Annotated in this window: 18 protein-coding genes; 12 read left to right on the forward strand and 6 right to left on the reverse strand. The window is 71.9% G+C overall.

Features of this window, described 5'->3' with window-relative positions:
- Positions 1-47: 47 nt before the first annotated feature.
- The 3 genes from ABZ810_RS26790 (at position 48) to ABZ810_RS26800 (ending at position 3,361) form a co-directional block, all read left to right on the forward strand.
- Complete coding sequence (locus tag ABZ810_RS26790) at positions 48-1,058, forward strand: pirin family protein (protein WP_358407724.1); 1,011 nt, start codon at positions 48-50, stop codon at positions 1,056-1,058.
- Positions 1,059-1,172: 114 nt separating this feature from the next.
- Positions 1,173-1,808, forward strand: coding sequence for an NAD(P)H:quinone oxidoreductase (gene wrbA, locus ABZ810_RS26795; RefSeq protein ID WP_358407727.1), 636 nt, complete (start codon positions 1,173-1,175; stop codon positions 1,806-1,808).
- Between the two features lie 359 nt (positions 1,809-2,167).
- Positions 2,168-3,361: an ATP-binding protein gene (locus ABZ810_RS26800; RefSeq protein WP_358407729.1), complete on the forward strand. Its 1,194-nt coding sequence runs from the start codon at positions 2,168-2,170 to the stop codon at positions 3,359-3,361.
- Between the two features lie 197 nt (positions 3,362-3,558).
- Here the strand turns inward: ABZ810_RS26800 and ABZ810_RS26805 are convergent, their stop codons facing one another.
- On the reverse strand, positions 3,559-5,151 hold the full coding sequence (locus ABZ810_RS26805) for a MauE/DoxX family redox-associated membrane protein (protein WP_358407730.1): 1,593 nt from the start codon (positions 5,149-5,151) through the stop codon (positions 3,559-3,561).
- Positions 5,152-5,154: 3 nt separating this feature from the next.
- Positions 5,155-6,156 carry a hypothetical protein gene (locus tag ABZ810_RS26810; protein ID WP_358407733.1) on the reverse strand — a complete coding sequence of 334 codons (1,002 nt, stop codon included), beginning with the start codon at positions 6,154-6,156 and terminating at the stop codon, positions 5,155-5,157.
- A 341-nt stretch (positions 6,157-6,497) separates the two neighbouring features.
- On the opposite strand from ABZ810_RS26810, the gene ABZ810_RS26815 reads away from it, so the two are divergent.
- The 3 genes from ABZ810_RS26815 (at position 6,498) to ABZ810_RS26825 (ending at position 11,081) form a co-directional block, all read left to right on the forward strand.
- Positions 6,498-7,019, forward strand: a complete 522-nt coding sequence (locus ABZ810_RS26815) for a SigE family RNA polymerase sigma factor (RefSeq protein ID WP_358407736.1) — start codon at positions 6,498-6,500, stop codon at positions 7,017-7,019.
- 86 nt (positions 7,020-7,105) lie between these two features.
- Positions 7,106-8,728 (forward strand): long-chain fatty acid--CoA ligase, encoded by a 1,623-nt coding sequence (locus ABZ810_RS26820; RefSeq protein WP_358407738.1) that lies wholly within the window; start codon positions 7,106-7,108, stop codon positions 8,726-8,728.
- Between the two features lie 283 nt (positions 8,729-9,011).
- Positions 9,012-11,081: a sigma-70 family RNA polymerase sigma factor gene (locus ABZ810_RS26825; protein ID WP_358407740.1), complete on the forward strand. Its 2,070-nt coding sequence runs from the start codon at positions 9,012-9,014 to the stop codon at positions 11,079-11,081.
- 46 nt (positions 11,082-11,127) lie between these two features.
- Here the strand turns inward: ABZ810_RS26825 and ABZ810_RS26830 are convergent, their stop codons facing one another.
- Entirely contained in the window at positions 11,128-11,904 is a 777-nt protein-coding gene (locus ABZ810_RS26830; RefSeq protein WP_358407741.1) for a MerR family transcriptional regulator, read from the reverse strand.
- Positions 11,905-12,030: 126 nt separating this feature from the next.
- On the opposite strand from ABZ810_RS26830, the gene ABZ810_RS26835 reads away from it, so the two are divergent.
- Entirely contained in the window at positions 12,031-13,086 is a 1,056-nt protein-coding gene (locus tag ABZ810_RS26835) for an adenylate/guanylate cyclase domain-containing protein (protein ID WP_358407742.1), read from the forward strand.
- Positions 13,087-13,158: 72 nt separating this feature from the next.
- Here the strand turns inward: ABZ810_RS26835 and ABZ810_RS26840 are convergent, their stop codons facing one another.
- A complete protein-coding gene (locus ABZ810_RS26840) occupies positions 13,159-14,283 on the reverse strand; it encodes a TDT family transporter (protein ID WP_358407744.1) in 1,125 nt (374 codons plus the stop codon).
- 93 nt (positions 14,284-14,376) lie between these two features.
- On the opposite strand from ABZ810_RS26840, the gene ABZ810_RS26845 reads away from it, so the two are divergent.
- The gene (locus ABZ810_RS26845) at positions 14,377-15,297 is read left to right on the forward strand and encodes a LysR family transcriptional regulator (protein WP_358407746.1); all 921 of its coding nucleotides are present in this window, start codon (positions 14,377-14,379) and stop codon (positions 15,295-15,297) included.
- Between the two features lie 114 nt (positions 15,298-15,411).
- Positions 15,412-16,407, forward strand: coding sequence for a sensor histidine kinase (locus ABZ810_RS26850; RefSeq protein ID WP_358407748.1), 996 nt, complete (start codon positions 15,412-15,414; stop codon positions 16,405-16,407).
- A 106-nt stretch (positions 16,408-16,513) separates the two neighbouring features.
- Here the strand turns inward: ABZ810_RS26850 and ABZ810_RS26855 are convergent, their stop codons facing one another.
- Positions 16,514-16,840: an STAS domain-containing protein gene (locus ABZ810_RS26855; RefSeq protein WP_358407751.1), complete on the reverse strand. Its 327-nt coding sequence runs from the start codon at positions 16,838-16,840 to the stop codon at positions 16,514-16,516.
- A gap of 336 nt (positions 16,841-17,176) precedes the next feature.
- On the opposite strand from ABZ810_RS26855, the gene ABZ810_RS26860 reads away from it, so the two are divergent.
- Positions 17,177-18,277, forward strand: coding sequence for an SGNH/GDSL hydrolase family protein (locus ABZ810_RS26860; RefSeq protein WP_358407754.1), 1,101 nt, complete (start codon positions 17,177-17,179; stop codon positions 18,275-18,277).
- Between the two features lie 38 nt (positions 18,278-18,315).
- Here ABZ810_RS26860 and ABZ810_RS26865 read toward each other — a convergent pair whose 3' ends face one another.
- Positions 18,316-19,806 carry an NAD(P)/FAD-dependent oxidoreductase gene (locus tag ABZ810_RS26865; protein ID WP_358407755.1) on the reverse strand — a complete coding sequence of 497 codons (1,491 nt, stop codon included), beginning with the start codon at positions 19,804-19,806 and terminating at the stop codon, positions 18,316-18,318.
- 240 nt (positions 19,807-20,046) lie between these two features.
- Here ABZ810_RS26865 and ABZ810_RS26870 point away from each other — a divergent pair, with 240 nt between their 5' ends.
- Positions 20,047-20,631 carry a TetR/AcrR family transcriptional regulator gene (locus ABZ810_RS26870; RefSeq protein WP_358407757.1) on the forward strand — a complete coding sequence of 195 codons (585 nt, stop codon included), beginning with the start codon at positions 20,047-20,049 and terminating at the stop codon, positions 20,629-20,631.
- A gap of 158 nt (positions 20,632-20,789) precedes the next feature.
- On the forward strand, positions 20,790-22,667 hold the full coding sequence (locus ABZ810_RS26875) for an FAD-dependent oxidoreductase (RefSeq protein ID WP_358407758.1): 1,878 nt from the start codon (positions 20,790-20,792) through the stop codon (positions 22,665-22,667).
- The last annotated feature ends 76 nt before the right edge of the window (positions 22,668-22,743 follow it).

The following is a 22,743-nucleotide window of genomic DNA, read 5'->3' on the forward strand; positions in this document are numbered from 1 at the left end:
AACTAGGTTCCACCGGCATCAGATCCGGCCCTAGAGGAGGAGACGAGATGCCCGCCGTGATGGCCGATCCCCTGACCCTGCCCCGCCTGCCGCGCCTGCCCGAGGAGACCACGGGCTGGCGGCGCGTCGCCAAGGTCGTCACCGCCCAGCGTCATCTGGAGGGCGAGGGCTTCCAGGTGCGGCGCCCCTTCCCGGGCGTCGACCTCTCCCTCGCCGACCCGTTCCTGCTCCTGGACCAGATGGGCGAGGTCGAGTACGCGCCGGGCGAGGCCAAGGGCACGCCCTGGCACCCGCACCGCGGCTTCGAGACCGTGACGTACATGATCGACGGCACGTTCGCCCACCAGGACACCACCGGCGGCGGTGGCCTGATCACCGACGGCGCCACGCAGTGGATGACCGCCGGCGCCGGGATCCAGCACATCGAGCAGCCGCCGCCCGAGCTCGTCACCCGGGGCGGGCTGTTCCACGGCGTGCAGCTGTGGGTCAACCTGCCGCGCGCCCAGAAGTGGGTGAAGCCGCGCTACCAGGACATCGAGGCGCGCGACGTCAAGCTGCTGGCCGCCGACGACGGCGCCTCGCTCGTCCGGGTGATCGCCGGCTCGGTCGCGGGCCACGACGGCCCCGGCTCCACCTACACGCCGATCACGTACCTGCACGCGACCGTCGCGCCCGGCGCGCGGCTCACGCTGCCCTGGCCGCGGGAGTTCAACGCGCTGGTCTACTCGCTCTCCGGACGCGGGACCGCCGGCGTCGAGCAGACCGCGGTCGGCGACGGGCAGCTGGCCGTCTTCGGCGGCTCGCACCACAAGGGGGACGCGGACGGCCTGGTCGTCCAGGCGGCCGAGAGCCAGCCGCCGGCCAGCAAGAACGGCTGGGAGATCCTCGTGCTCGGGGGTCTGCCGATCCGCGAGCCGATCGCGCGGTACGGCCCGTTCGTCATGAACACCCGGGACGAGATCATTCAGGCGTTCGAGGACTTCCAGGCCGGACGGATGGGAACGATCCCGGCTGAGAAGGTTCCGCACCTCTCCGCCGCGGACGAGTCGCTCGGCTGACCGGGCCCGCCCCGGACGGACCCGCGGATCCGACGATCCCCCTGGCCACGGTCGGGCGCGAGCCTGCCCGCGGCCGGGGGACGGACAACCGACACAGCTGCTCAAGGGGGAGCCATGGCCTTCGACACTCCGCTCAAGGTCTCCGTCATCTACTACTCGGCCACCGGAACGATCTTCCGGCTGGCCAAGGCCGCCGCCACGGCGGCCGAGAAGGCCGGTGCCGAGGTCCGGCTGCGCAAGGTCAAGGAGCTGGCCCCGGAGGAGGCGATCGCCTCGAACCAGGGCTGGTCGGACAACGCCGCCGCCACCCAGCACGTCGTCGAGGCGACCCTGGACGACCTCGACTGGGCCGACGCGTTCCTGCTGGGCGCGCCCACCCGGTACGGCATGCCGGCGGCGCAGCTGAAGCAGTTCCTCGACACGACCGGACCGCTCTGGGGCGAGGGCCGCCTGGTCAACAAGGTGGCGTCGTCGTTCACCGCCTCGGCCACGCCGCACGGCGGCCAGGAGTCGACGATCCTCGCGCTCAACAACACCTTCTACCACTGGGGCTCGATCATCGTCCCGCCCGGCTACGCCGACCCGATCCAGTTCCAGATGGGCAACCCGTACGGCACCAGCCACGTCTCGGCCAACGGCGAGATCCCGCCCGGCGACGTCGAGCTGGCCGCGATGGAGTTCCAGGCGACCCGGCTCGTCGAGGTGGCCTCGGCGTTCAAGCGCGGCCTGGCCGCCGCGGACGGTTCCTGACCCGCGGTGGGCCGGTGGCGCCAGAGGCTCGGTGCCGCCGGTCCGCCGCGTTCCTCCGCGGCAGGTAACGTCTTCGAACGTATTAGCGAGACCCGCGTGACGCGTCGCGATCTCATGCGCTAGTGTGTTCGAACAGTCGAACAAAAATTCGACTGATTCGAACGCTCGCCTGGGGAGGCGGCATGGAGGCGACGGTATCCGCGGCGACCGGCACTGGTCACCGCGACGTCGAGAGGCACGGGGGCCTCGCCGCGGACGGCGCCACGCGCTGCAGGCCGGTGCGACCGAACGCGACACGCCGTACGAGTTTCTACGCAAATCTACGGCCACAGCTATATCGCCTCATAGAGTCCGAGACCGTGGACCCCGTGCGCAATCCCTACGCCCCCGGGGCCGGGCAGCGCCCTCCGGAGCTGGCCGGCCGTGATCGTGAGCTCCAGCAGTTCGAGGTCGTGCTCGAACGGGTGGCCCGCGGCCGCCCCGAACGCAGCATGATCATCACCGGGCTGCGCGGCGTCGGCAAGACGGTGCTGCTCAACGCGTTCCGCTCGATGGCGATCCAGCGCCTGTGGGGCACCGGCAAGATCGAGGCCCGGCCCGACCAGTCGATCCGCCGCCCGGTCGCGTCCGCCCTGCACATGGCGATCCGCGAGCTGGCCCCGCGGCACCGCGCGCCCGACCGCATCGAGGAGTTCCTCGGCGTGCTCAAGGCGTTCGCGCAGGCCGGCGAGGAGCCCGCGGGCAAGGGCAAGGCCCGCGCGCACCGCTGGCAGCCCGGCATCGACGTCCCCGCCACCCGCGGCCGCGCCGACTCCGGCGACCTGGAGATCGACCTCACCGAGCTCTTCGTGGACGCCGCGTCCGTCGCCACCGACGTCGGCGTCGGCATCGCGCTGTTCGTGGACGAGATGCAGGACATCCCGGCCGATGACGTCTCCGCGCTCTGCGCCGCCTGCCACGAGCTCTCGCAGAACGGCGGCCCGCTGATCGTGGTCGGCGCCGGCCTGCCGCACCTGCCCGCCGTGTTGTCGGCGAGCAAGTCCTACTCCGAGCGCCTCTTCCGCTACGCCCGCATCGACCGGCTCGACCGCGAGTCCGCCGACTTCGCCCTGCTGGCCCCGGCCCGGCGCGAAGAGGTCACCTTCACCGAAGAGGCCCTCGACGCCCTCTACGGCGCGGCCGACGGCTACCCCTACTTCGTCCAGGCGTACGCGAAGGTCGTGTGGGACGTCGCGCCCGACACCCCGATCACCGCCGACGACATCAAGGTCGCCGCCCCCGAGGCCGAGAGCGAGCTGGCCGTCGGGTTCTTCGGCAGCCGCTACGACCGCGCCACCCCGGCCGAACGCGACTACATGCGCGCGATGGCCGTCCTCGGCGACGAACCCGTGCCCACCTCCGCCGTGGCCGACGAGCTCGGGCGCAAGCCGTCCAGCCTCTCGCCGGCCCGCGACGGTCTCATCAAGAAGGGCCTCATCTACAGCGCCGAACGCGGCCTGGTGGCGTTCACCGTGCCCCACTTCGGCAAGTTCCTGAGAGCCCAGCCCGCCTAGCCCGACGACCCGCTACACGCATATACCGCTCTCTAGCGTCAATGCTAGAAGCTCATATAAGCCTGCATCGAGACCTCTCCTCACAAGAATCTATGGCTTTCTAGTTCCTCACCTAGAAAGCCGTAGATTCTCCGAGCGATGCTTTCTGTCGTTCTCTAGCGGTCTATCGACCCTGCGCTAGAAACGCCAATAGACCTTCAGAGAGGCCACCCCAGCACCCGCGTATCGGGCGCCGTGATGTCCACATCGCCCAGATCCGGAGCCGTCACGTCCACGCTCTCCGGCCCCGACTCGCACACGGCCCCCACGCAGACACCCAGGTCGGGCACCGTCACGTCCACATCGACGACCTCCCAGGCACCCGCCTCCTCCTTCCGCACCCGCCCACCCCAACCCCACTTCCCGCCACCCCGCAAAGCCTTCCGCCCGTCCCCCGCCCGCACCTCGGCCCCCCGTCCCCCGCCCGGCAGCCGCGCGCCGCCCGCCTGCGCATCTGGCAGCCCCCCGCCGCCCGCCTGCGCATCAGGCTGGTGCCCGCCGCTCGCCTGGGCGCGGTCCGCTTGCGCGTGTGGCTGGTGCCTGTCGCTTGCCTGGGCGGCTGGCTGGTGCTTGCCGCTTGCGTGTCTGTTGTTCGCCTGCGCGGTGGTGGGCTGGGCCTTGGGCGAATGTGCATCGGATGTGAGTGCGTCGGTCGTATGGGTGTGCGACGGATGCCTGCCGACCGTCGTGCCGGGGGCTGAGACCTGATGGCCGGGCACATCGGGCGCTTGCAGGGTGGGTGCCTGCGGGGTGGCGGTCCGTGGGGGGAGGGGATGCTGGGCAGTTGTACGTGCGTGGGTGCCGGTGGTGCCGGACGCCGAACGTTCCGTGGAAGTGCTGGGGGTGGCCGGACGGTCGCACACGTGCTTGCTCGGTCCAGGTTCGTTGAGCCCGCGCAGGGCAGGTGTGCCGGAGGCCGGGGCCTCGGTGGCGGCCGTGTCCCCGGCCGGGGGTGTCATCGCTGAGCGGACGGTGTGGTCTCGGGCGGCGGTGGAGACGGCGAAGACGATCTCTACGTGCTGGTCGTCGATGCGGGCGGAGTAGGTGAGGAAGCGCCAGCAACGTTCGCGCCAGACGTCCAGGGGGGTGGCGCTGACCAGGGAGTCCTCGTAGCGGAGCCAGTCGGCGCTGTCGCGGAGCCTGGAGAGGGTCTCGGTCATGGGGCTGCGGCGGCGTTCGCAGGGTTCGGCCGGGCGGTGGCGCAGGCCGCGGCGTTCGAGCAGGGCGGACAGCTCCGGGGAGAGCGCGGCGAAGAGGGCGAGCTCGACGGCCAGGACGAGGATGACCTGGGCCTCGACGCCGGCCAGGACCGTCAGGCCCGCGTGCGGGGCGCCCAGCGAGGCCACGGCGGCGGCGGTGAAGAGGACCGCTCGGATGACGCTGCGGCGGCCCACGCGCTTGGTGCTCAGCCCGCCGAAGCAGCCGCATCCGGCGTCCGGGCGGTGCACGCGGAGCTCACCGACGACCCAGGTGGCCGCGGCGAACGTGACCGTCGTGGCGAGGCGCACCGAGAAGTGCGAGGTCACCAGGAGGCCCAGGGCGAGCAGGCCCTCGGTGAGGCCCAGGCCCACGTTCACCTGGCGGCTCTGCCGCAGCGCGGTCGCGCGGCTCAGCTTGGCGGGCACCGGCACGCCGTGCACGTGGTCGGGCGCCGTCTCCGCCGGTTCGCGGATCGTCAGCTTGGCCAGGCACGCGGCGAGGAGCACCGCGGCGAGGATCAGCACCTGGGTGTTCAGGACGACCGTGACCACCGTTCAACCCCCTGTCCGCAGAATCGCGTTGAAACAACCGGCGTCGAGATCGCCGCCCAAGGCCACGAAGGCGGCCGGCGTCAGCTCGACGAGCCGGCCGCGAGGCGAGGTGCCGCATTCGACGCAGCGGTCGCAGAAGCGGGCGGCGGCGCAGCCGCACTCGATGACCGGGACGGCCACCGTGCGCCCCGAGCATTCGTTGTGGAGCGACAGCGTGCTCCCGAGCGACAGGTAGGGGAGCGCGGCGCAGCCGGACGGCGCGTCGGCGCAGCCGCCCGCGTCCCCCTCGGCGTCTACCGCCGGGTAGGCCGCGCCGACGGCGGTGTAGGCGTCGTCGATGCCGAGGTGCCTGGTGTGGTCGACGCCCGCCCGGCCGAGGTGCTCGTACGAGGCGGCGAGCGTGGTGGGCGCCGGGCGGCGGTGACGCCGTTCGGAGATCGCCCCGCCGAACCAGGTGGCGGTGCCGTGGACGGGGTCGTTCACGGGGGCGCCGGGCTCGGGCGCGGCGAGGTCGTCGGCGCGGTAGCCGGGCTGGGACGTGCCGGGCCGCGTCGCCTGCGGGCCGTCCGGAGAACGGACGCAGATGACGTCGATGAGGTAGCCCGGCTCGAGCCGGGGGTGGCGTACCAGCACCCGGCCGAGGGCGTGCGGAGGGATCACCACATGGGCCCGTCCCCGGTGAGGACCCATGTCCACCTCCACGGTGTCCCTCCCGCACGCCAGGATGGTGCCGGCCACACGGCCGATCTCCACCCAGATCCGGTCGGCCCGGAGGCCGTCCGCCGAGGGCCGCACGATCACGTCGCGGCCCGGACGCAGCGCGGCGGGGCCCCCGCGCCCGCCGTGCCAGACCGTGGTCGCCTCGGTCATCGGCAGCCGGACCTCCCCGGCGGCGGTGCGCAGCACCAGGAGGTGCGGGCTCGCGTCGAGGACGGTCCCCGTGAGGGGACCCGGCTGGGCAGGGGTCGAGTCAGCGGGAGCGGTGTGCCGAGGCACTCCGAGCACGGCCTCCTGCTGACTGCGACGCCTTGCTCCATGGCGGGGAAGCTGCATGGCGGAACTCCGGCGTCGAATCTTCACTCGTGGCCACACCTGTTAGGACAGTGAGTCAAGAGTCACGCGCCGTCACCCGCCTGTCGACGGATTTATCCGATAAGTCATCCGGCGGGTTGAGATTTACGCACCGCGGGGATGTATTCCTACACTGGTTGACCCGAATATGTCTTTTTTGTTGGCCCAGAATTACGATCTTCGTGCCATCGTCATGAGCAACGGGATCTTGCGTACCCAAGATCACAATATCGGCGGCCCGATCCCATCCCCGTAACCCCTGGCTCGGTGGTGATTTGAACAAGACGCGGCACGAGGAGTTCCGTGAGTACGTCGCGGCCCGGGGTCCCGTGCTGCTGCGCCAGGCGATGCAGCTGACCAGCGACAGGGCCGAGGCCGAGGATCTCCTCCAGGCGGCGCTGGCCAAGACCTACCTCGCCTGGGATCGCATCAACGACCGTGCCGCCGTGGACGGGTACGTCCGCCGCGCCATGGCCAATACGCAGATCTCGTGGTGGCGCCGCCGCAAACTGGAGATCTATCCGACCGACGAACTTCCCGACCAGCCGATCGATGATCACACGCGGCGCACCGAGCTGCACGACGCGCTGGGCCGTGCCCTTGATCGGCTTCCTGCGCGCCAACGGCTCGCGGTGATGCTCCGCTATTACGAGGACATGCCCGAATCGGAGGTCGCCGAAGTGCTCGGAGTCAGCGTCGGCACGGTCAAGAGCACGGTTTCCAGGGCGATGGCCAAGCTCCGCGACGACGCCGGCCTGGGCAACGACTTCCCCGGCGTCGCCACGCAGCGGCCGTGAACCAAGGTCGCCCGGGGTACTGACAATCCGGGCCCTTTCCGGCAAGAATCCCATTCCGGACCCCGCAGAGCTGCTGGAGGCGCGCCGTGTGGAGCACGATGCAGGACTTCCCGCTGACCATCACCTCGATCATGCGCTACGGCACCGGTGTGTTCGGGGCGGGCGAGGTGGCGACCTGGACCGGTGACGGCGCCCGCCGCCGGACGTACGCGGAGGTCGGCGAACGCGCCGCACGGCTGGCCGGGGCGCTGCGCTCCCTCGGGATCGACGGCGACCAGCGCGTCGCCACGTTCATGTGGAACAACACCGAGCACCTCGAGGCCTACCTGGCCGTCCCCTCCATGGGCGCGGTGCTGCACACGCTCAACCTGAGGCTCTTCCCCGACCAGCTCGTCTACATCGCCAACCACGCCGAGGACGAGATCGTCATCGTGGACGGCTCGCTCATCCCGCTCCTGGCCCCCAACCTGCCGCAGCTCACGACGGTCAAGCACGTGATCGTGGTCGGTGCGGGCGACACCGCTCCGCTGGAGCCGGCGGGCAAGGAACTCCACTCGTACGAGGACCTGCTCGCCGCCGCGCCCGCCACGTTCGACTGGCCCGAGATCGACGAACGCCAGGCCGCGGCCATGTGCTACACCAGCGGCACCACCGGCAACCCGAAGGGCGTCGTCTACTCGCACCGGTCGGCCTACCTGCACTCCATGGCGGTCTGCACGGGGAACTCGATGGGCCTGAACGAGGCCGACACGGTGCTGCCGGTCGTGCCGATGTTCCACGCGAACGCCTGGGGCCTGCCGTACGCGGCCGTCATGGCGGGCGCGAACCTGATCATGCCGGACCGGTTCCTCCAAGGTGAGCCGCTCGTCCGCCTGATCGAGGCCGAACGGCCCACGGTCGCCGGGGCGGTGCCGACCATCTGGTCGGACGTGCTGCGGTACGTGACCGAGAACGGTTCGGACCTCACCTCGCTGCGGCTCGTGCCGTGCGGCGGCTCGGCCGTGCCGGAGGCGCTGATGCGGGGCTTCGACGAGATCGGCGTGCGGATCGTCCAGGCGTGGGGGATGACCGAGACCTCGCCGGTGGCGACCGTGGCGCACGCGCCCGCCGGCGCGGAAGGGGACGACGCCTGGCGCGCCCGCGTCACCCAGGGGCGCGTCCTCGCCGGGCTGGAGATGCGCATCGTCGGCGACGACGACACCGTCCTGCCGAACGACGGCACCGCGGTCGGCGAGGTCGAGATCCGCGGACCGTGGATCACGGGCGCGTACCACCTGGACGAGGACCCGGCGAAGTTCCACGACGGCTGGCTCCGCACCGGCGACGTCGGGACGATCTCGACGGACGGCTACCTGGTGCTCACCGACCGGGCCAAGGACGTCATCAAGTCGGGCGGCGAGTGGATCTCCTCCGTCGAGCTGGAGAACCACCTCATGGCCCACCCGGACGTCATCGAGGCCGCGGTGGTCGGCGTCCCGGACGACCGCTGGCAGGAGCGCCCGCTGGCGTCGGTCGTCGTCCGTGAGGGCGCGGAGGTCGGCGCCGACCAGCTCAAGGAGTTCATGAGCGACCGGATCGCCAAGTGGCAGCTGCCGGAGCGCTGGGCGTTCATCACCGAGATCCCCAAGACCAGCGTCGGCAAGTTCGACAAGAAGGTGCTGCGCCGCCGCTACGCCGACGGCGAGATCGACATCACCCGAGTGGACTGATACCGGAGGGTCTTTTCGCCGCCTGGGTTGACCCATTGGCGCGAGGGAGTTGACTGATCACGTTCGGCATCGGCATCATCACATTTCGTTGTCGACACGTCGTATTCCGTCATTGGTCGCTGAAACGCCACAGGCAACACACTGCTCACCCGGCAGTCACCCTTCGTCGCCATTTCTGGGGATCATGTGGTGCAAGTGGGGTGAGTGGGTGTATGCAAGGTGGGCCGATTGTCCAGTTGGCCCGTGACGGGAGCGCGTTCGCCCGTCGGTGCCGGGAGCTCACATGCCGAGGTGGTCCTCCTTCGACGTCGCGGCCGACCGCAGGTTGGTCCAGCGGCTGAACGAAGGTGACGAGGCGGCTCTCGGCGCGCTGTACGACGCGTACGCAGAGCGCCTCTACGACTACTGCCTGACAATGACCGGCGAGCACAAGACCGCCGCCGACGTCGTTCACGACACCTTCATCGACGCATTTCGGCGGGCGCCGCGAATGCGCGATCGCATCAGGCTGCGGCCCTGGTTGTACGCGGCGGCCCGGCGGCGTTGTCTCCAGCGCGGCCGGGTCAGGGGATTGACCTGGGAGAAGGACGCCGAATTCGCCGATGACACGCTGCGCGGGCTGCTCGACGCGGCGTTGACCCGGCTGACCTTTCCCGACCAGGAGGTGCTGCTGCTGGCGTTGCGGCACGGACTGCGCTCGCCCGAGCTCGGCGCGGCCCTCGGCAATTCGTCCCGGCGCGCGGCCGGCCGGCTGAGCCGGGCCCAGGCTCGCCTCAGAACGGCCATCGACGCCGAACTGGTCGTCCTCGAGCAGCGGTGCGCGGACGGCGGCCGCCCGGTCCGTGCGCTCCAGGCGGAGGACGCCGAACGTGAGCTGATCGGGCACGCCGAGGCCCTCGACCTCCCGGCAGGTGAACCCCGGAGCAAGCGGCCGGGTGGCGGGACGGGCACACCGCGCCGCGCCGCCGCCGTGGTCGTGGCGGCGGCCCACCCCGCCGCCCGGCTTACCGGCTCGACCCGCCGCGCCGCCCGTTCCGCCGAGCCCGCCGCCTCGGCCGCTGCCGCCACGTCGGCCGAAGCCCCGCCCGCATCGCCCCCAGAACGCGAGCCCGCCGAGCCCGCCGAGCCCGCCGAGGCCGAGTTCGAAGCCTCTGACCACCGCCTCGACGAGGTCGAACACGACGATCACGCCGTCGAGCCGGACCGGACGGACCGCCCGGACCAAGCAGCCTTGGCCGACAGAGCAGACCCGGCGGGCGGAGCAGGCCCGGCGGGCCGGACAGAATCGGCGGGCCGCCCAGACCCAGCGGGTCGGAATGACCTGGCAGGCCGAGCAGCCCCAGCGGGTCGGGACGGTCAGGTCGACCGGGTCGCGGCTGTGACCGGCGAGGGCCGGGACGCGGGTGGTGCGTGGGCGATGCGGGATGCGCACACGCCCATCGGAGGGCAGGTCGTACGGGCGGCGTCGCTCACCGACCGGCTGTTCTCCCCCACGACCGCGCCCGACGAGGCGGCGCTGGAACGGCACGCCGCGGACTGCGCCGAGTGCAGCGCGCGGCGGCGGCTCACCCCGGCCGCGCTCATCGTCATGGCGCCCTCCCCCGTGCTGCCCGCGGCGCTGCGCCATCGGGTCATCCACACCGGCACCGACCCCGAGCTCGCGGGCTACCGCACCGACATCGCGGCCCGCGGCGGCGGCCTGACCCCGGACGGCCTGCCCAGCCAGCCGGACGTGCCCTCGCCGGTCTGCCGCCGGTGGTTGTTCTCCGGGGGAGGCATGGCCGGGGCCCTCGCCACGGCGGTGGTCGTCGCGCTGCTGATGGGTCCGGGCAAGTCGATCATCAACTGGCCGCCGCTGGGCGCGGGCCCGCAGCCCGCGGTCACCGAGCAGCGGCCACCGGACGGCGGCGCCGGGAACGGGGGATCGCGGCCCGGGCAGAGCGGCCAGCCCGGCAACGGCACGGGAGGCGCGGGTTCGCCCAACTCGCCGCAGTTGGACGGCGATCGCGAGACGGTCCCGTCGCCGGTGCCCGTCCGGCCGCCCTCCGCCGAGCCGAAGGTGCCGGGCGTCCTGTCCGCCGCGCCGGCCCGGGTCGAGTTCTACGGGACCAAGACCGCCCGGGTCGTGCTCACCGCGCACAAGGGCCCGGTCACCTGGACGTCGGCGTCGGGGAGCGGGCAGGTCATCGTCACGCCGTCCCAGGGCGTCCTGGCCAAGGGCCGGTCCGCCGAGCTGACGCTCACGCTGCGCACCGCCCTCGTCGGCCTGCCCGGCACGAGCACGGTCACGTTCACCGACCTCGAAGGCAAGCGCCAGGAGGTCACCGTCGTCTGGGGCATCTCCCTGCTCTGACCGCCCGCCGCCCGCCCGCCCGCCGTCCCGCCGTCCCGCCGCGGTGTCAGCCCTCGGCGGCGGTGCGGGGCTCACCGGCCATGTGGTCGCGGATGAGCTCCAGCTGGGTGCCCAGCGCGGCCTGGACCCGGACCTCCATCGCACGGGCGATGAACGGGTCGACGACCATCTTGACCAGGGGCCGCATCCGGCGGACGACGGCGGCGATCTCCGAGACCTCGTCGGTGGTCGGGTGCGCCTCGCTGTGCAGGGGGGTGAAGACGTGGTCGTACACCAGGTTGACGAAGCGGCCGGCGATGACGTCGCAGTCGTCGCGGATCTGCGCGGCGATGTCGAGCACCGAGTCGATCGGGATCCCGGCGGCGACCAACTCGGCGCCGACGTGCAGCAGGCGCGGGCTCGGCACCTTGTAGTGGTCGCCCTCGGGCTCGATCAGGCCGAGCTCGACGGTGCGCTCGAGCACGCGCGCGACCTCGTCGTCCGGCAGTCCCGGGGTGAACGTCGCGATGAGGTCGTCGACCGCGGCGGCGCCGGGGATCTCGTCCGACCAGGGGTCGGTGAGGACCTTCTCCAGCCCGAGGACCTCGCTCACGTCCTTGCCGGTCTCCCAGGCGGAGATGAGGTCCTTGATGATCGCGAACGTGTAGCCCCGGGCGAGCAGCTTGCCGATGAGGCGCAGCCGGGCCAGGTGCGTGTCGTCGTAGATGCCGACCCGGCCCTCCAGCCGAGGTGGCGGCAGTAGCCCGCGGTCCTGGTAGGCACGGATGTTGCGCACCGTGCTGCCCGCCGCGTGCGCCAGTTCGTCGATTCGGTACTCGGCCATGCCCCGCCCGCCGGAACTCGTCCACCCTTGACCGCCCCGATCTTACGCGCCACGATTGTGACATCGGTCAATGACACATAAGAAGGCGGTCCTATGGTGGATCCCAAACTTCCCGCGGATCTCGAAGTGACCCTGCTCGGGGGGCCGCTTCGCTACACCCGCAAGGAAGTGGAGGACCGCGCCGGCGTCGACGAGGAGTACGCCCGCCGCATCTGGCAGGCGCTGGGCTTCCCCACTCCCCCGGACGACGAGATCGCCTTCACCGACGGGGACGTCGATGCCCTCCGCGAGATCAAGGACCTGCTCCGCAACGACCTGGTCGACGAGGACCTCGTGCTCCAGCTGGCGCGCGCGGTCGGCCAGACCATGGGACGGCTGGCCAGCTGGCTCGGCGACGTCTGGCTGCAACGCCTCAGCGAACATTTCCCGGCGGACGAGCAGGTCACCCCGGAGGCCGTCGTCGCCGCCCTCGCCGCCACCGAGGAGCTGCGCGCCCCGTTCGAACGCCTCATGCTGCACGGCTGGCGCCGCCAGCTGACCGCCGCCGGCCTGCGCGCCGCGGCGAGCACGGCCGCCGCCAGCGCCGACCCGGTCGCCGGCGTCGCCAACCTCGCGGTCGGGTTCGCCGACGTCGTCTCGTTCACCCGGATGAGCCGCCGCATGGACGGCGACTCCCTCGCCGCCTTCGTCGTGCGGTTCGAGACGGTCGCCACCGAGATCGTCGCCGAGCTGGGCGGCCGCGTGGTCAAGACCCTCGGCGACGAGGTGCTGTTCGTCGCGACCGACCCGTCCGCCGCCGCCGAGATCGGCCTGCGGATCGCCGAACGGTGCGAGGAGGACCCCGACTTCCCGCGCGTGCGCGTCGGCATGGCGTACGGCGAGATCCTGCTCCGCCTCGGCGACGTCTTCGGCACGCCGGTCAACCTGTCCGCGCGCCTCACCGCGACCGCCTACCCGGGCTCGGTCCTCGTCGACGGCACCCTCGCCGCCGAGCTCGGGGACGAGTACGAGATCACCTCCCTGCGCTCCCGCCCCCTCCAGGGCCTGGGGCGGGTCCGTCCCCGCCTCCTGACCCGCCCCGCGCCGAGCGAGGCTCACCGCAACCACTCCCGCGACGGCCGTTCCCGCCGCGGCGGCGCCGTCCGCGCCGTCCTCCCCAAGCACATCCCGCCCGCCCGATGATCGTGCGAGGCCCGGGCGTGGCTCAGAGCCGACCGTCCTGCCGCGGGCGCCGGCCTTGAAACCCGCACGCCGTCAGGCGGGGGACGGGAGCAGGCTTCCGGAGGCGACGCCGCGCAGGGTGCGGGTCGCGGCGACCGCCCAGGCGGTGACCAGCAGGACGTAGAGGGCGACGGCCGTCACGGTCAGGGCGCCGAGGTGCAGGCGCCCGGCGAGCGCGGCGGCGCCGGTCACGCAGGTGCCGGTCGGGAAGGTGTACGCCCACCAGGTCATCGCGAACGGCATGCCGCCGCGCAGGGCCCGCAGGGACACCGCGGCCGCGATGGCCAGCCAGAGGAGGGCGAAGCCCATGACCGGGACGCCGTAGAGGACGGCGAACGCCTCCATGGCGGCCGCGTGCCCGGGCGTCGCGGCCGGGGCGGCGGCGGCCAGCTGGTTCACCGCCGTGGTCGACTGCCCGAGCGGGCCGAGCACCAGGAACAGCGTGGGGGCGAGGGCGGGCGCGAGCGGCCGGCCGCCGACCAGCCGGGACCACACGCCGGGCAGGACGGTCAGCGTGGCCAGCAGGCTGCCGCCGAACATCGCGTAGCAGGCGTACACCATCAGCTCGCGCGGCTCCCCCGTCGGCAGGTGCGGGATCAGGGCCGGGCCGGTCGCCGCCGCCACCATCGGCGCGACGACCGGCAGGAGCCAGGTCGGGTCGGCGCCGTCCCGGCGGACCGCGTGCCTGGTGATCATCAGGTACGGGATGCCGAACGCGACGGCCAGCGAGGTGAACGTCCCGGCCGTCCAGAGCACCAGGTCCGTCCACACCGCGGCCGTCGTCCCGATCACGTCCGGCCCGTAGAGGAGCGTGCCGTGGCCGACCGCGAGCATCGCCATCGGCGGGCAGCCGTAGAACACGGCGGTGGCCGGGTCGTCGAGGAGCCGCACGCGCGCCTCGTCGCGATGGACGACCAGGTGCGCGAGCCGGGCGGCCGCGACCACGAGCAGCAGCAGGAACGACGACGCCCAGACCGCGAGCCCGAACGCGCGCAGTCCCGGCACCGGCACCGGCAGCGCCGCGGCGCCGTTGGCGACGATCGCCGTGCCCATCACGCACGCGTACCAGTTGGGCCCCAGGGTCCGGAGACGCTCCAGCCGGAGGGGCGCCGCCGCGGCGCGGACGGCGGGCGGTGCCGGGGGAGCGGTGATGGCCATGATCCGACTCTCGCGCGGCCGACGCGGCATCACCAGAGGTCACCGGCCTATGGGTACATAAGCTCGCCTTATGGCCGGGCATAAGCTGGAGGCATGGCTCTGTCGCATCGTGTTCCGGAGCTGGGCGCCCTCGAACTCCTGCTGGCCGTCGTCCGGCTGGGCAGCCTCGGCCGCGCCGCGGACGAGCTCGGCATCACCCAGCCCGCCGCCAGCGGCCGGATCAAGTCGATGGAACGGCAGCTCGGCGTCGCCCTGCTGGAACGTTCGCCGCGCGGTTCGCGGCCGACCAAGGCGGGCTCGGTCGTCGCCGAGTGGGCGCAGCAGGTGGTCGACGCGGCGCACGCGCTGGACGCCGGGGTGGCGGCGCTGCGCGAGACGCGCGACGGCCATCTGCGCGTGGCGGCGAGCATGACCATCGCGGAGTACCTGATCCCGGGCTGGTTGCTGGCCCTCCGCCAGGCCCGCCCCGACACCGCGGTCACCCTGCGCGCGGCCAACTCGGCGGCCGTGGCCGCGCAGGTGACGGCGGGCGAGGCCGACCTCGGCTTCGTGGAGGGGGCGACGGCCCCCGAGGGCCTCGGCGGCACGGTGGTGACCACGGACCGGCTGCTGGTGGTGGTCTCCCCCGCCCATCCCTGGGCGCGGCGGCGTTCCGGAGTGCCGGCGGCCGAACTGGCCGCCGCCCCGCTGCTGCTGCGCGAGGAGGGCTCCGGCACGCGCGAGGTGATCGACCGCGCGCTCGCCTCGTACGGCGGAACGGCCCGGCCCCTGCTGCAACTCGGCTCGACCACCGCGCTCAAGGCCGCCGCCGTCTCGGGCGCCGGCCCGGCGGTCGTCAGCGAACTCGCCGTCGCCGAGGAACTGGCCGGCGGCCGCCTGACCGTCGTCCCGGTGCCGGAGCTCGATCTCAGCCGTCCGCTGCGGGCCGTCTGGCCCGCCGGGCAGCGCCCCGCGGGCCCTGCCCGGGACCTCCTCTCGCTGACCCGCAGACCCCGCCGTCACCCCCCGTCGTGACCAGGGATGGCGTCCATCGTGCCTGGTCACGACGTTGGACAGGCGCCTCGACGGATGGCCGTGGTGGTTCTAGACTGCGGAACGTGGTCGTCGTCGACCGCGCGAGGACATGTCATGGACGTCTCGTCAGAGCTCCCCGAGGCGGATGGTCACCCCGATCCCACTGCCCGGCTGCTTCATCAAGCCTTCCTGTACGACTCCGATCAGGAGTTCACCGACGTCGCCGCCGCGTTCCTGTGCGAGGGGCTGGCCCGCGGCGAGTCCGCCTTCGTCGCCGTCACCTCGCACAACCTCGGGCTGCTCCGCGAGGCGGTGCCCAGGTCGGGGCACTTGGGCGCGGGCGTGCACTACGTCGACTCGGCCGCCTGGTACAGCACGCCCGGCCGGACGCTGACCAAGTACGTCCGCTACGTCGGCGAGCACGCCGGGGCGAGCCGGCTCCGGGTGATCGGCGAGCCGCGCTGGGCCGGCCGGACCCCGCTCCAGGTGGCCGCCTGGCAGCGGTACGAGTCGGTGGTCAACCTGACGCTCTCCGGGGCGCCGGCGACGATCCTGTGCCCGTACGACACCCGCCGCGTTCCGCGCGAGGTCGTCGAGGGGGCCAGGCGCACGCATCCCGAGCTCGTCGGCCGCGTCGGCGAGGGCACGAGCGGGAGCTACCTCGATCCCGTCGCGTTCTCCGCCGAGGTCGACGGCCGGCCGCTGCCGTCCGCCAGGGAGCCGGTCGCCCGCCGCCGTATCCGCCCCGTCGAGCTGGGGGAGGTGCGGCGGTTCGTCATGGTGGAGGCGGCCTCGCTCGGGCTGGCCGGCGAACGGCTGGAGGATCTCCTGATCTCCGTTCAGGAGATCGCGACGAACGTGGTGAAGCACGGCGGGGGCCACGGGACGGTCAGCGTGTGGGCTGACGGCGCCGACCTCGTCTGCGACATCGCCGACCGGGGCGGGCCCTGGGACCATCACGCGGCCGGGCACCTGCCGCCGTCCTCCGAGGCGACGAGCGGGCTCGGCCTGTGGCTCGCGCGGCGGCTCTGCGACCAGGTGGACATCCGTACCGGCGGCGGAGGCTCGCTGGTGCGGCTCCGCATGGGCGGCCCGACGCCGCTTCCGTGAACGCGCTGCCGTGAACGCGCTGCCGTGAACGCGCCGCCGTGAACGCGCCGACGTGCGTGCCGGGCGTCGCCGCGCCCGAGCGGCCGGGCTCAGCCCGGCCGGCGGGTCAGGAGGCGAGGGGCAGGAGCGCCTCCAGGCCGCACCGTTTGATGAGCGAGCGCACCTGGCGGGACGTGTCGGCCAGGACGACGATGCCACCGCGTTCGCGGACCTTCTTGGCCGCGTACACCAGGACCGACAGGCCGTACGAATCGCAGAACGTGACGTTCGCCAGGTCCAGGGCCAGCCGGGGCGGACTCTGCTGCGACAACGTGCGGTCGATCGTGCGCCGCAGGCTTCCCGCCTGCGCGCAGTCGAGCTCTCCGGAGACCTCGACCACCTTCCACGACCCCGGGTCCGGCACCGTCACCGACCTCGGGTCCGGAACGGTCACCGTCGCGGTGGTGGGACTGGCATGGAACGCATCTCGGCGCATTTCGGCGCTACCCCCTTTGGCTTGGTCGATGGTTTTCCCGGGGCCGGTCACGGCTAATCGCTCAGGGTCGCCAACAGTTGCTCCATCAGGGGCAACGCCTGATCTCCCGTACGCCCGGCGTTCCCGGCGAGCGGCCCCTGCTTCATGTCGCGACAAATTCACGAATGGCGGGCGGGCAGGCCGGATGCGGTCAGGCGGGCGGCGTCGTCTTCCGGGTTCGACAACGCCAGTCGAGACTGGCGTTGTCAGACGTCCATCTCGCCTGCCACGCGATGGCGCCCCCGGAGGCCTCCCATGCGGACGTCCACGCCCCGGCCCGTGCTCGCCGCGGCCACCCTCCTGATCGTCCTCTGCGGCCTGCTCGCCGGCGTGCCGAACGCCGCGAACGCCGCGACCGGGTCCGCCGCCTGCACCGAGGGCGGCGTCACCTGGCGCGCCGACTACAGCACCGCGGACTCGCCCTACGGAACGCTGGTGCGGGTGACCGGGCTCAAGAGGATCGATGCGTCGGGCGAGACCGACGCCGGAACGCGGGACTGGGAGCTGCGCTGGGAGAACGTTCCCGGCGACTGGCCCGCCCCCGGCGACTCGTCCCTGCTCGGGCCGCATCGCATGCTGACCGGGAACCTCACCCGGCTCACCGCGCAGCCGGTGGCGATCTACCTGTCGCCGCGGCTCGTGGCGCCGGACGGGTCCTGCCAGGTCTACGTCGCCCCGTTCGCCAACCGGCGCGGCACCGCGACCTCGCCGCGCGTGCCGGTGCTGGGCGACAGCCTGCTCCAGTCGCTCAACGACAACGCCTACAACCAGAACGCGATCCAGGGCTACGTCGAGGGCAACCTCAACGACGCCGGGATCCGCACCGAGGTCGAAGGCCAGGGCGGCCGCCGCTGGACCCCGAACCGGGACACCACCGGTCTGGCCAGGGCCGACACCTACCTGCTGGACGAGTTCCGCGGGCTGCTCGCCCACGACGCCGACGGCTTCGTGGTGGCACTGGGCGCCAACGACGCGCTCTACGTCGCCACCGCGCCCAGCGACGCCGAACGGGCCACCCGCCTCGCCGAGGTCCGGAACGCACTGATCGGCATCGTGCAGGAGATGTCCGCGCGCACCGGCTGCCTGGTCGCCGTCACCGCGCCCGAGCACGCCAACGTCTACAGCCCCGCCCACTACGCCGCCGCGGCGCTGGAGCTCAACAACGTGCTGCGCTGGATCGCCGCGGCCAACGCCACCGACGCGTTCGAGCTGGTCGACTTCGGCGCGCGCGCCGGGACGCACCGCCGGGACGACGCGGCGCCGTGGTTCAGCTCCGACGACCTGCACCTCAACATGACCGGACGGCTCGTCTACACCGCGACGATGACCGAGGCCGCGCTCCGGTGCACGGCCTAGACCTCTACCTGGGCCTAGACCTCTACCTGGACCTGGACCTAGACCTCGAGGTGGTAGTCGGAGGGGGCGAGGCGGCGGGTACGGCGGCGGTAGCCGGTCATGGAGCCCGGCCAGTTGTTGGTGTTGCGCCGTTCGGTGTCCAGGTACCAGCTGTCGCAGCCGCCCTGGTTCCAGACGGACGTGGACAGGCGCCGCTGGGCCGCGGCGTCGAACCGTTCGAGCACGTCCTGGCGCACGTCCATGTGGACGACGCCCGAGGCCAGCAACCGGGCGGCCTGGACGATGTAGGCGATCTGGCTCTCCAGCATGTGCACGATCGAGCCGGACCCGACGTTGGTGTTGGGCCCGTACATCAGGAAGAAGTTGGGGAAGCCGGGCACGGCCAGCCCGAGGTAGGCGCGGGCGCCCTCCTTCCACGCGGCGTTGAGCTCGGTGCCGTGCGAACCGGTCACGCGCATGGGGGCGACGAAGTCCTGGGAACGGAAGCCCGTCGCCCAGATGATGGTGTCGACGGTGTAGTGGTCGCCGTCGGCGGTGCGGACGCCGTGCCGGGTGACCTCGGCGATGGGCCGGTCGACGACGCGCACGTTCGGCCGGTTGAGGGCGGGATAGTAGTCGCTCGAGGTGAGGATGCGCTTGCAGCCGGGCTCGTAGCCGGGGGTGAGGCGTTCGCGCAGGCCGCGGTCGCCCACGGAGCGCAGCGCGAACCGGCAGAGCGCGCGGACCGGTGCCGACAGCGCGCGGCGCCCGCGCGGTGAGATCAGGCTCGGGTTCAGCAGCACCTCGAACCACAGGAAGATCCCGAGCCGGGACAGCCGCTGGACGGCGGGGACGCGCCGGTTGAGGGCCTGCCGCCAGCGCGAGTAGACCCGGTCGGGCTTGCGGCTGATCCAGTGCGATTCCAGCTGGAAGACGGTGAGGGCCTCGACGCCCGGCGCGATGAGCGGGACGAACTGGACCGCGCTGGCGCCGTTGCCGACGACCGCGACGCGGGCGCGGGCGAGCTCGTGTTCGTGGTTCCAGCGGGCGGAGTGGAAGACGGTGCCCGCGAACTCGTCCAGGCCGGGCAGGGCGGGCACGGCCGGGTTGCTGAGCTGGCCGCAGGCGGCGACGAGCAGGTCGTGTTCGTGGACGCCGCCGTTGCCGGTGTGGACCTGCCAGCGTCCGGTGGTGGCGTCGAACGCGGCGTCGGTGACCTCGGTGCCGAGGCGGACGTGCCGTTCCAGCCCGTACTTGGTCGCGCAGTGCCGCAGGTAGTCCAGGATCTCGGGCTGCTCGGCGAAGCGGCGCGTCCAGTCGGGCTTGGGCTCGAACGAGAACGAGTAGAGGTGGGACGGCGCGTCGCAGGCCGCGCCCGGGTAGGTGTTGTCCCGCCAGACCCCGCCGAGGTCGTCGCCCTTCTCGTAGATCGTCAGGTCGGTGAAGCCGGCCTTCTTGAGCCCGATGGCCAGTCCGATGCCGCTGAAGCCGCTTCCGACGATGGCGATCGAGAGTCTCCTGGGCGTCTGGTGCGTCTCCCTGTGCGGCATGCGCGCTCCCGGTGCGGGTGGAGGGGTGGGGTGAGTCGCGGATACGGGTGAGTCGCGGATACGGGTGAGTTGCGGACACGGTGAGTTGCGGACACGGAGGCGGGCGTCGACGATGGCGCGAGCGGACGCCGGTCGTCCCGGCGCCCGTTCACTCCCGCTAACCGACACATCTGTCGGCTAGGGTGAGGGCAACCGAGGAAGGGAGTCAAGCCTGTGGGTGCAAATCCGCCGAAGTCGCGGATGCGCGGTCCGGCCCGTAAGGCCGTCATCACGGCGACCGCGCTCAAGGTTTTCGCGGAGAAGGGCTATCACGGCACTTCTCTGGGCGACATCGCCACCGCGGCCGGCGTCGCGCGCACGGTGCTGTACGACCACTTCCCTTCCAAACGGGTTCTGCTGCTGGCGGTCATGCAGGAGGAGAACGCGTCGCTGGTGGAGTACATCGGCTCCCGCATCGCCGGCTCGGGCTCGCCCGAGGAGCGCATGAGATCCACGATCGACGCCTACTTCAGCTTCGCCCAGAGTCGCCCGGACGCCCGCAAGCTGCTGTTCGACCACTTCGCGGAGGATGATCCGGAGATCCGCACGGTGCGCCAGGGCATCCGCGAGTCGCGGACGCAGGCGGCCATGGCGCTGCTCGCCGGGGACATCAGGTCGGTGGGCGTCGAGCCGCACGAGCCCATCGCCGAGGCGATGGTCGAGCTGATCATCAATGGCCTGGACGGCGTCGCCCAATGGTGGGAACGCCATCCCGATATGCCGAAGCCGATGCTGGTCGAAGGCGCCATGCGGCTGTTGTGGTCAGGATTGGGGAGCCAACGATAAAACCGCCGGTCCGGGTGCGTATGCGCGCATCCGGCGGCGAATATCTCGCGAATCGAACCGCCGTCGGGGCTTGACGCCCGGCGGCGGTTTCCTCATAGTTGGGGCCACTCAACCGACACAAGTGTCGGTTAGGCCACCCCCCTCGTTGAGGAGTCCCCGTGGACGACGCAACCCCGGAAGGCACCACCCCGCATCCTGACCCCGCCGCCCAGAACGGCACGCCGGAGGGCGCCCCAGGACTGGACCGTCGCAAGTTCGTCACCGGCGCGATCGGCACGGCCGGAGCGATCGCCGCCGCCGCGGCCATCGGCGGAACCCCGTCCGCCTCCGCGGCGGCGTCCGCCAAGGCGCACGGCGCCCCGCGCACCCGCCGGTTCGCCGCCGGCCGCCGGGTGGCGGTCTTCGGCGGCGGCATGGGCGGCTTCACCGTCGCCCACGAGCTCGCCGAACGCGGATTCCAGGTGACCGTGTACGAGCGCAAGACCTGGGGCGGCAAGTCCCGCAGCATGCCGGTGCCCGGCACCGGCTCGGGCGGCCGCCAGGACCTGCCCGGCGAGCACGGCTTCCGTTTCTTCCCCGGCTTCTACCAGAACCTGCCCGACACGATGAGCCGCATCCCGGTCCCCGGTGGCAACGCGGCCGGCAACCTGGTGGCGGGCAAGGAGGTCGTCGCGTTCTACAACGGCACCAAGCTCGTCCTTCCGGCCGCCGGGAGCATCGAGGGCACGCTCAGCCCCGAGTCGCTGCTGGCCTTCCTCAACACCGCGATCAGCGTCGTCGGAAACGTTCCGGCCTGGGAGGTCGGCTACTTCCTGCAGAAGATGATCGCGTTCGTCACGAGCGGGCCGAAGCGGCGCCTCAAGCAGTGGGAGGACCTGAGCTTCGCCCAGTTCGTGAACTCCGACAAGATGTCCAAGCCCTACCGCGAGCTGCTGGTGGACATGTTCACCGGCACGCTGGTGGCGGCCAAGCCCGACAAGGCCAACGCCCACACCATGGGCCTGATGGCCGAAGCCTGGGTCTACAGCACCCTCGGCCTCGGCGGCTACAAGGCCCCCGACCGCCTCCTGAACGGCCCCACCAACGAGGCGCTCATCGGCCCGTGGATGGACCACCTGCGGTCCCTCGGCGTCACCCTCCAGATCGACGCCACCCTCGCCGGATTCACGGTCGCCGACAAGCGCATCACCGGCGCCCAGGTCACCGGCGCGAGCGGGCAGACCACGACCGTGGAGGCCGACTACTACGTCCTCGCGGTGCCGGTGGAACGGGCCGTTCCGCTGCTCAACGACTCGATCCTGGCCGTCGACCCGTCGCTCCTGTCGCTGCGCGAGCTGACGACCGACTGGATGAACGGCCTGATGATCTACCTGCGCCAGCCGATCAACCTGGCTCGCGGGCACGTCGCCTACGCCGCCCAGCCGTGGGCGCTCACCTCGATCAGCCAGGCCCAGTTCTGGAAGAACAAGTTCGGCACGACCTACGGCAAGGGCGACGTCAACGAGTGCCTGTCGATCTGCATCTCGGCGTGGGACGTGCCCGGCATCCTGTACCGCAAGCCCGCCCGCGAGTGCACCACCGAGGAGATCTTCAAGGAGGTCGTCGCCCAGCTGCGCAAGGCCATCCCGTGGGGGCCGATCGTGCTGAACGACGCCAACATCCACTCCTACTTCCTCGACCCGGCCATCACCGGCAACGGCACCCCGCAGGTCGCCAACGCCGAACCACTGCTGATCAACAGGCCCAAGTCGTGGAACTACCGTCCTGAGGCGACCACCGCGCTGCCCAACCTGTTCCTGGCCTCCGACTACGTCCGCGCCGACATCAACCTGGCCACCATGGAAGGTGCCAACGAGGCGGGGCGCAAGGCGGCCAACGCCATCCTCGACGCCTCCGGCGTGGGCGGCACGCCCGCCACCCTCAAGAAGCTCTACCTCCCCAACGAGTTCAAGGGCTTCTACGAGGAGGACGACCGCCGGTTCGACCGCAAGGAGGCCAACATCTTCGACCTCTGGGACCCGGTCAAGCCCACCTGATCCACCTGATCGCCCCGCGTCGAAGAGCCCCACCCCCTCGTTCGCCGGATTCCGCGCCCGCAGGCTCCGTCTCCAG

This window comes from Spirillospora sp. NPDC047279 (genome assembly GCF_040643285.1).
Classification (GTDB): Bacteria; Actinomycetota; Actinomycetes; order Streptosporangiales; family Streptosporangiaceae; genus Spirillospora.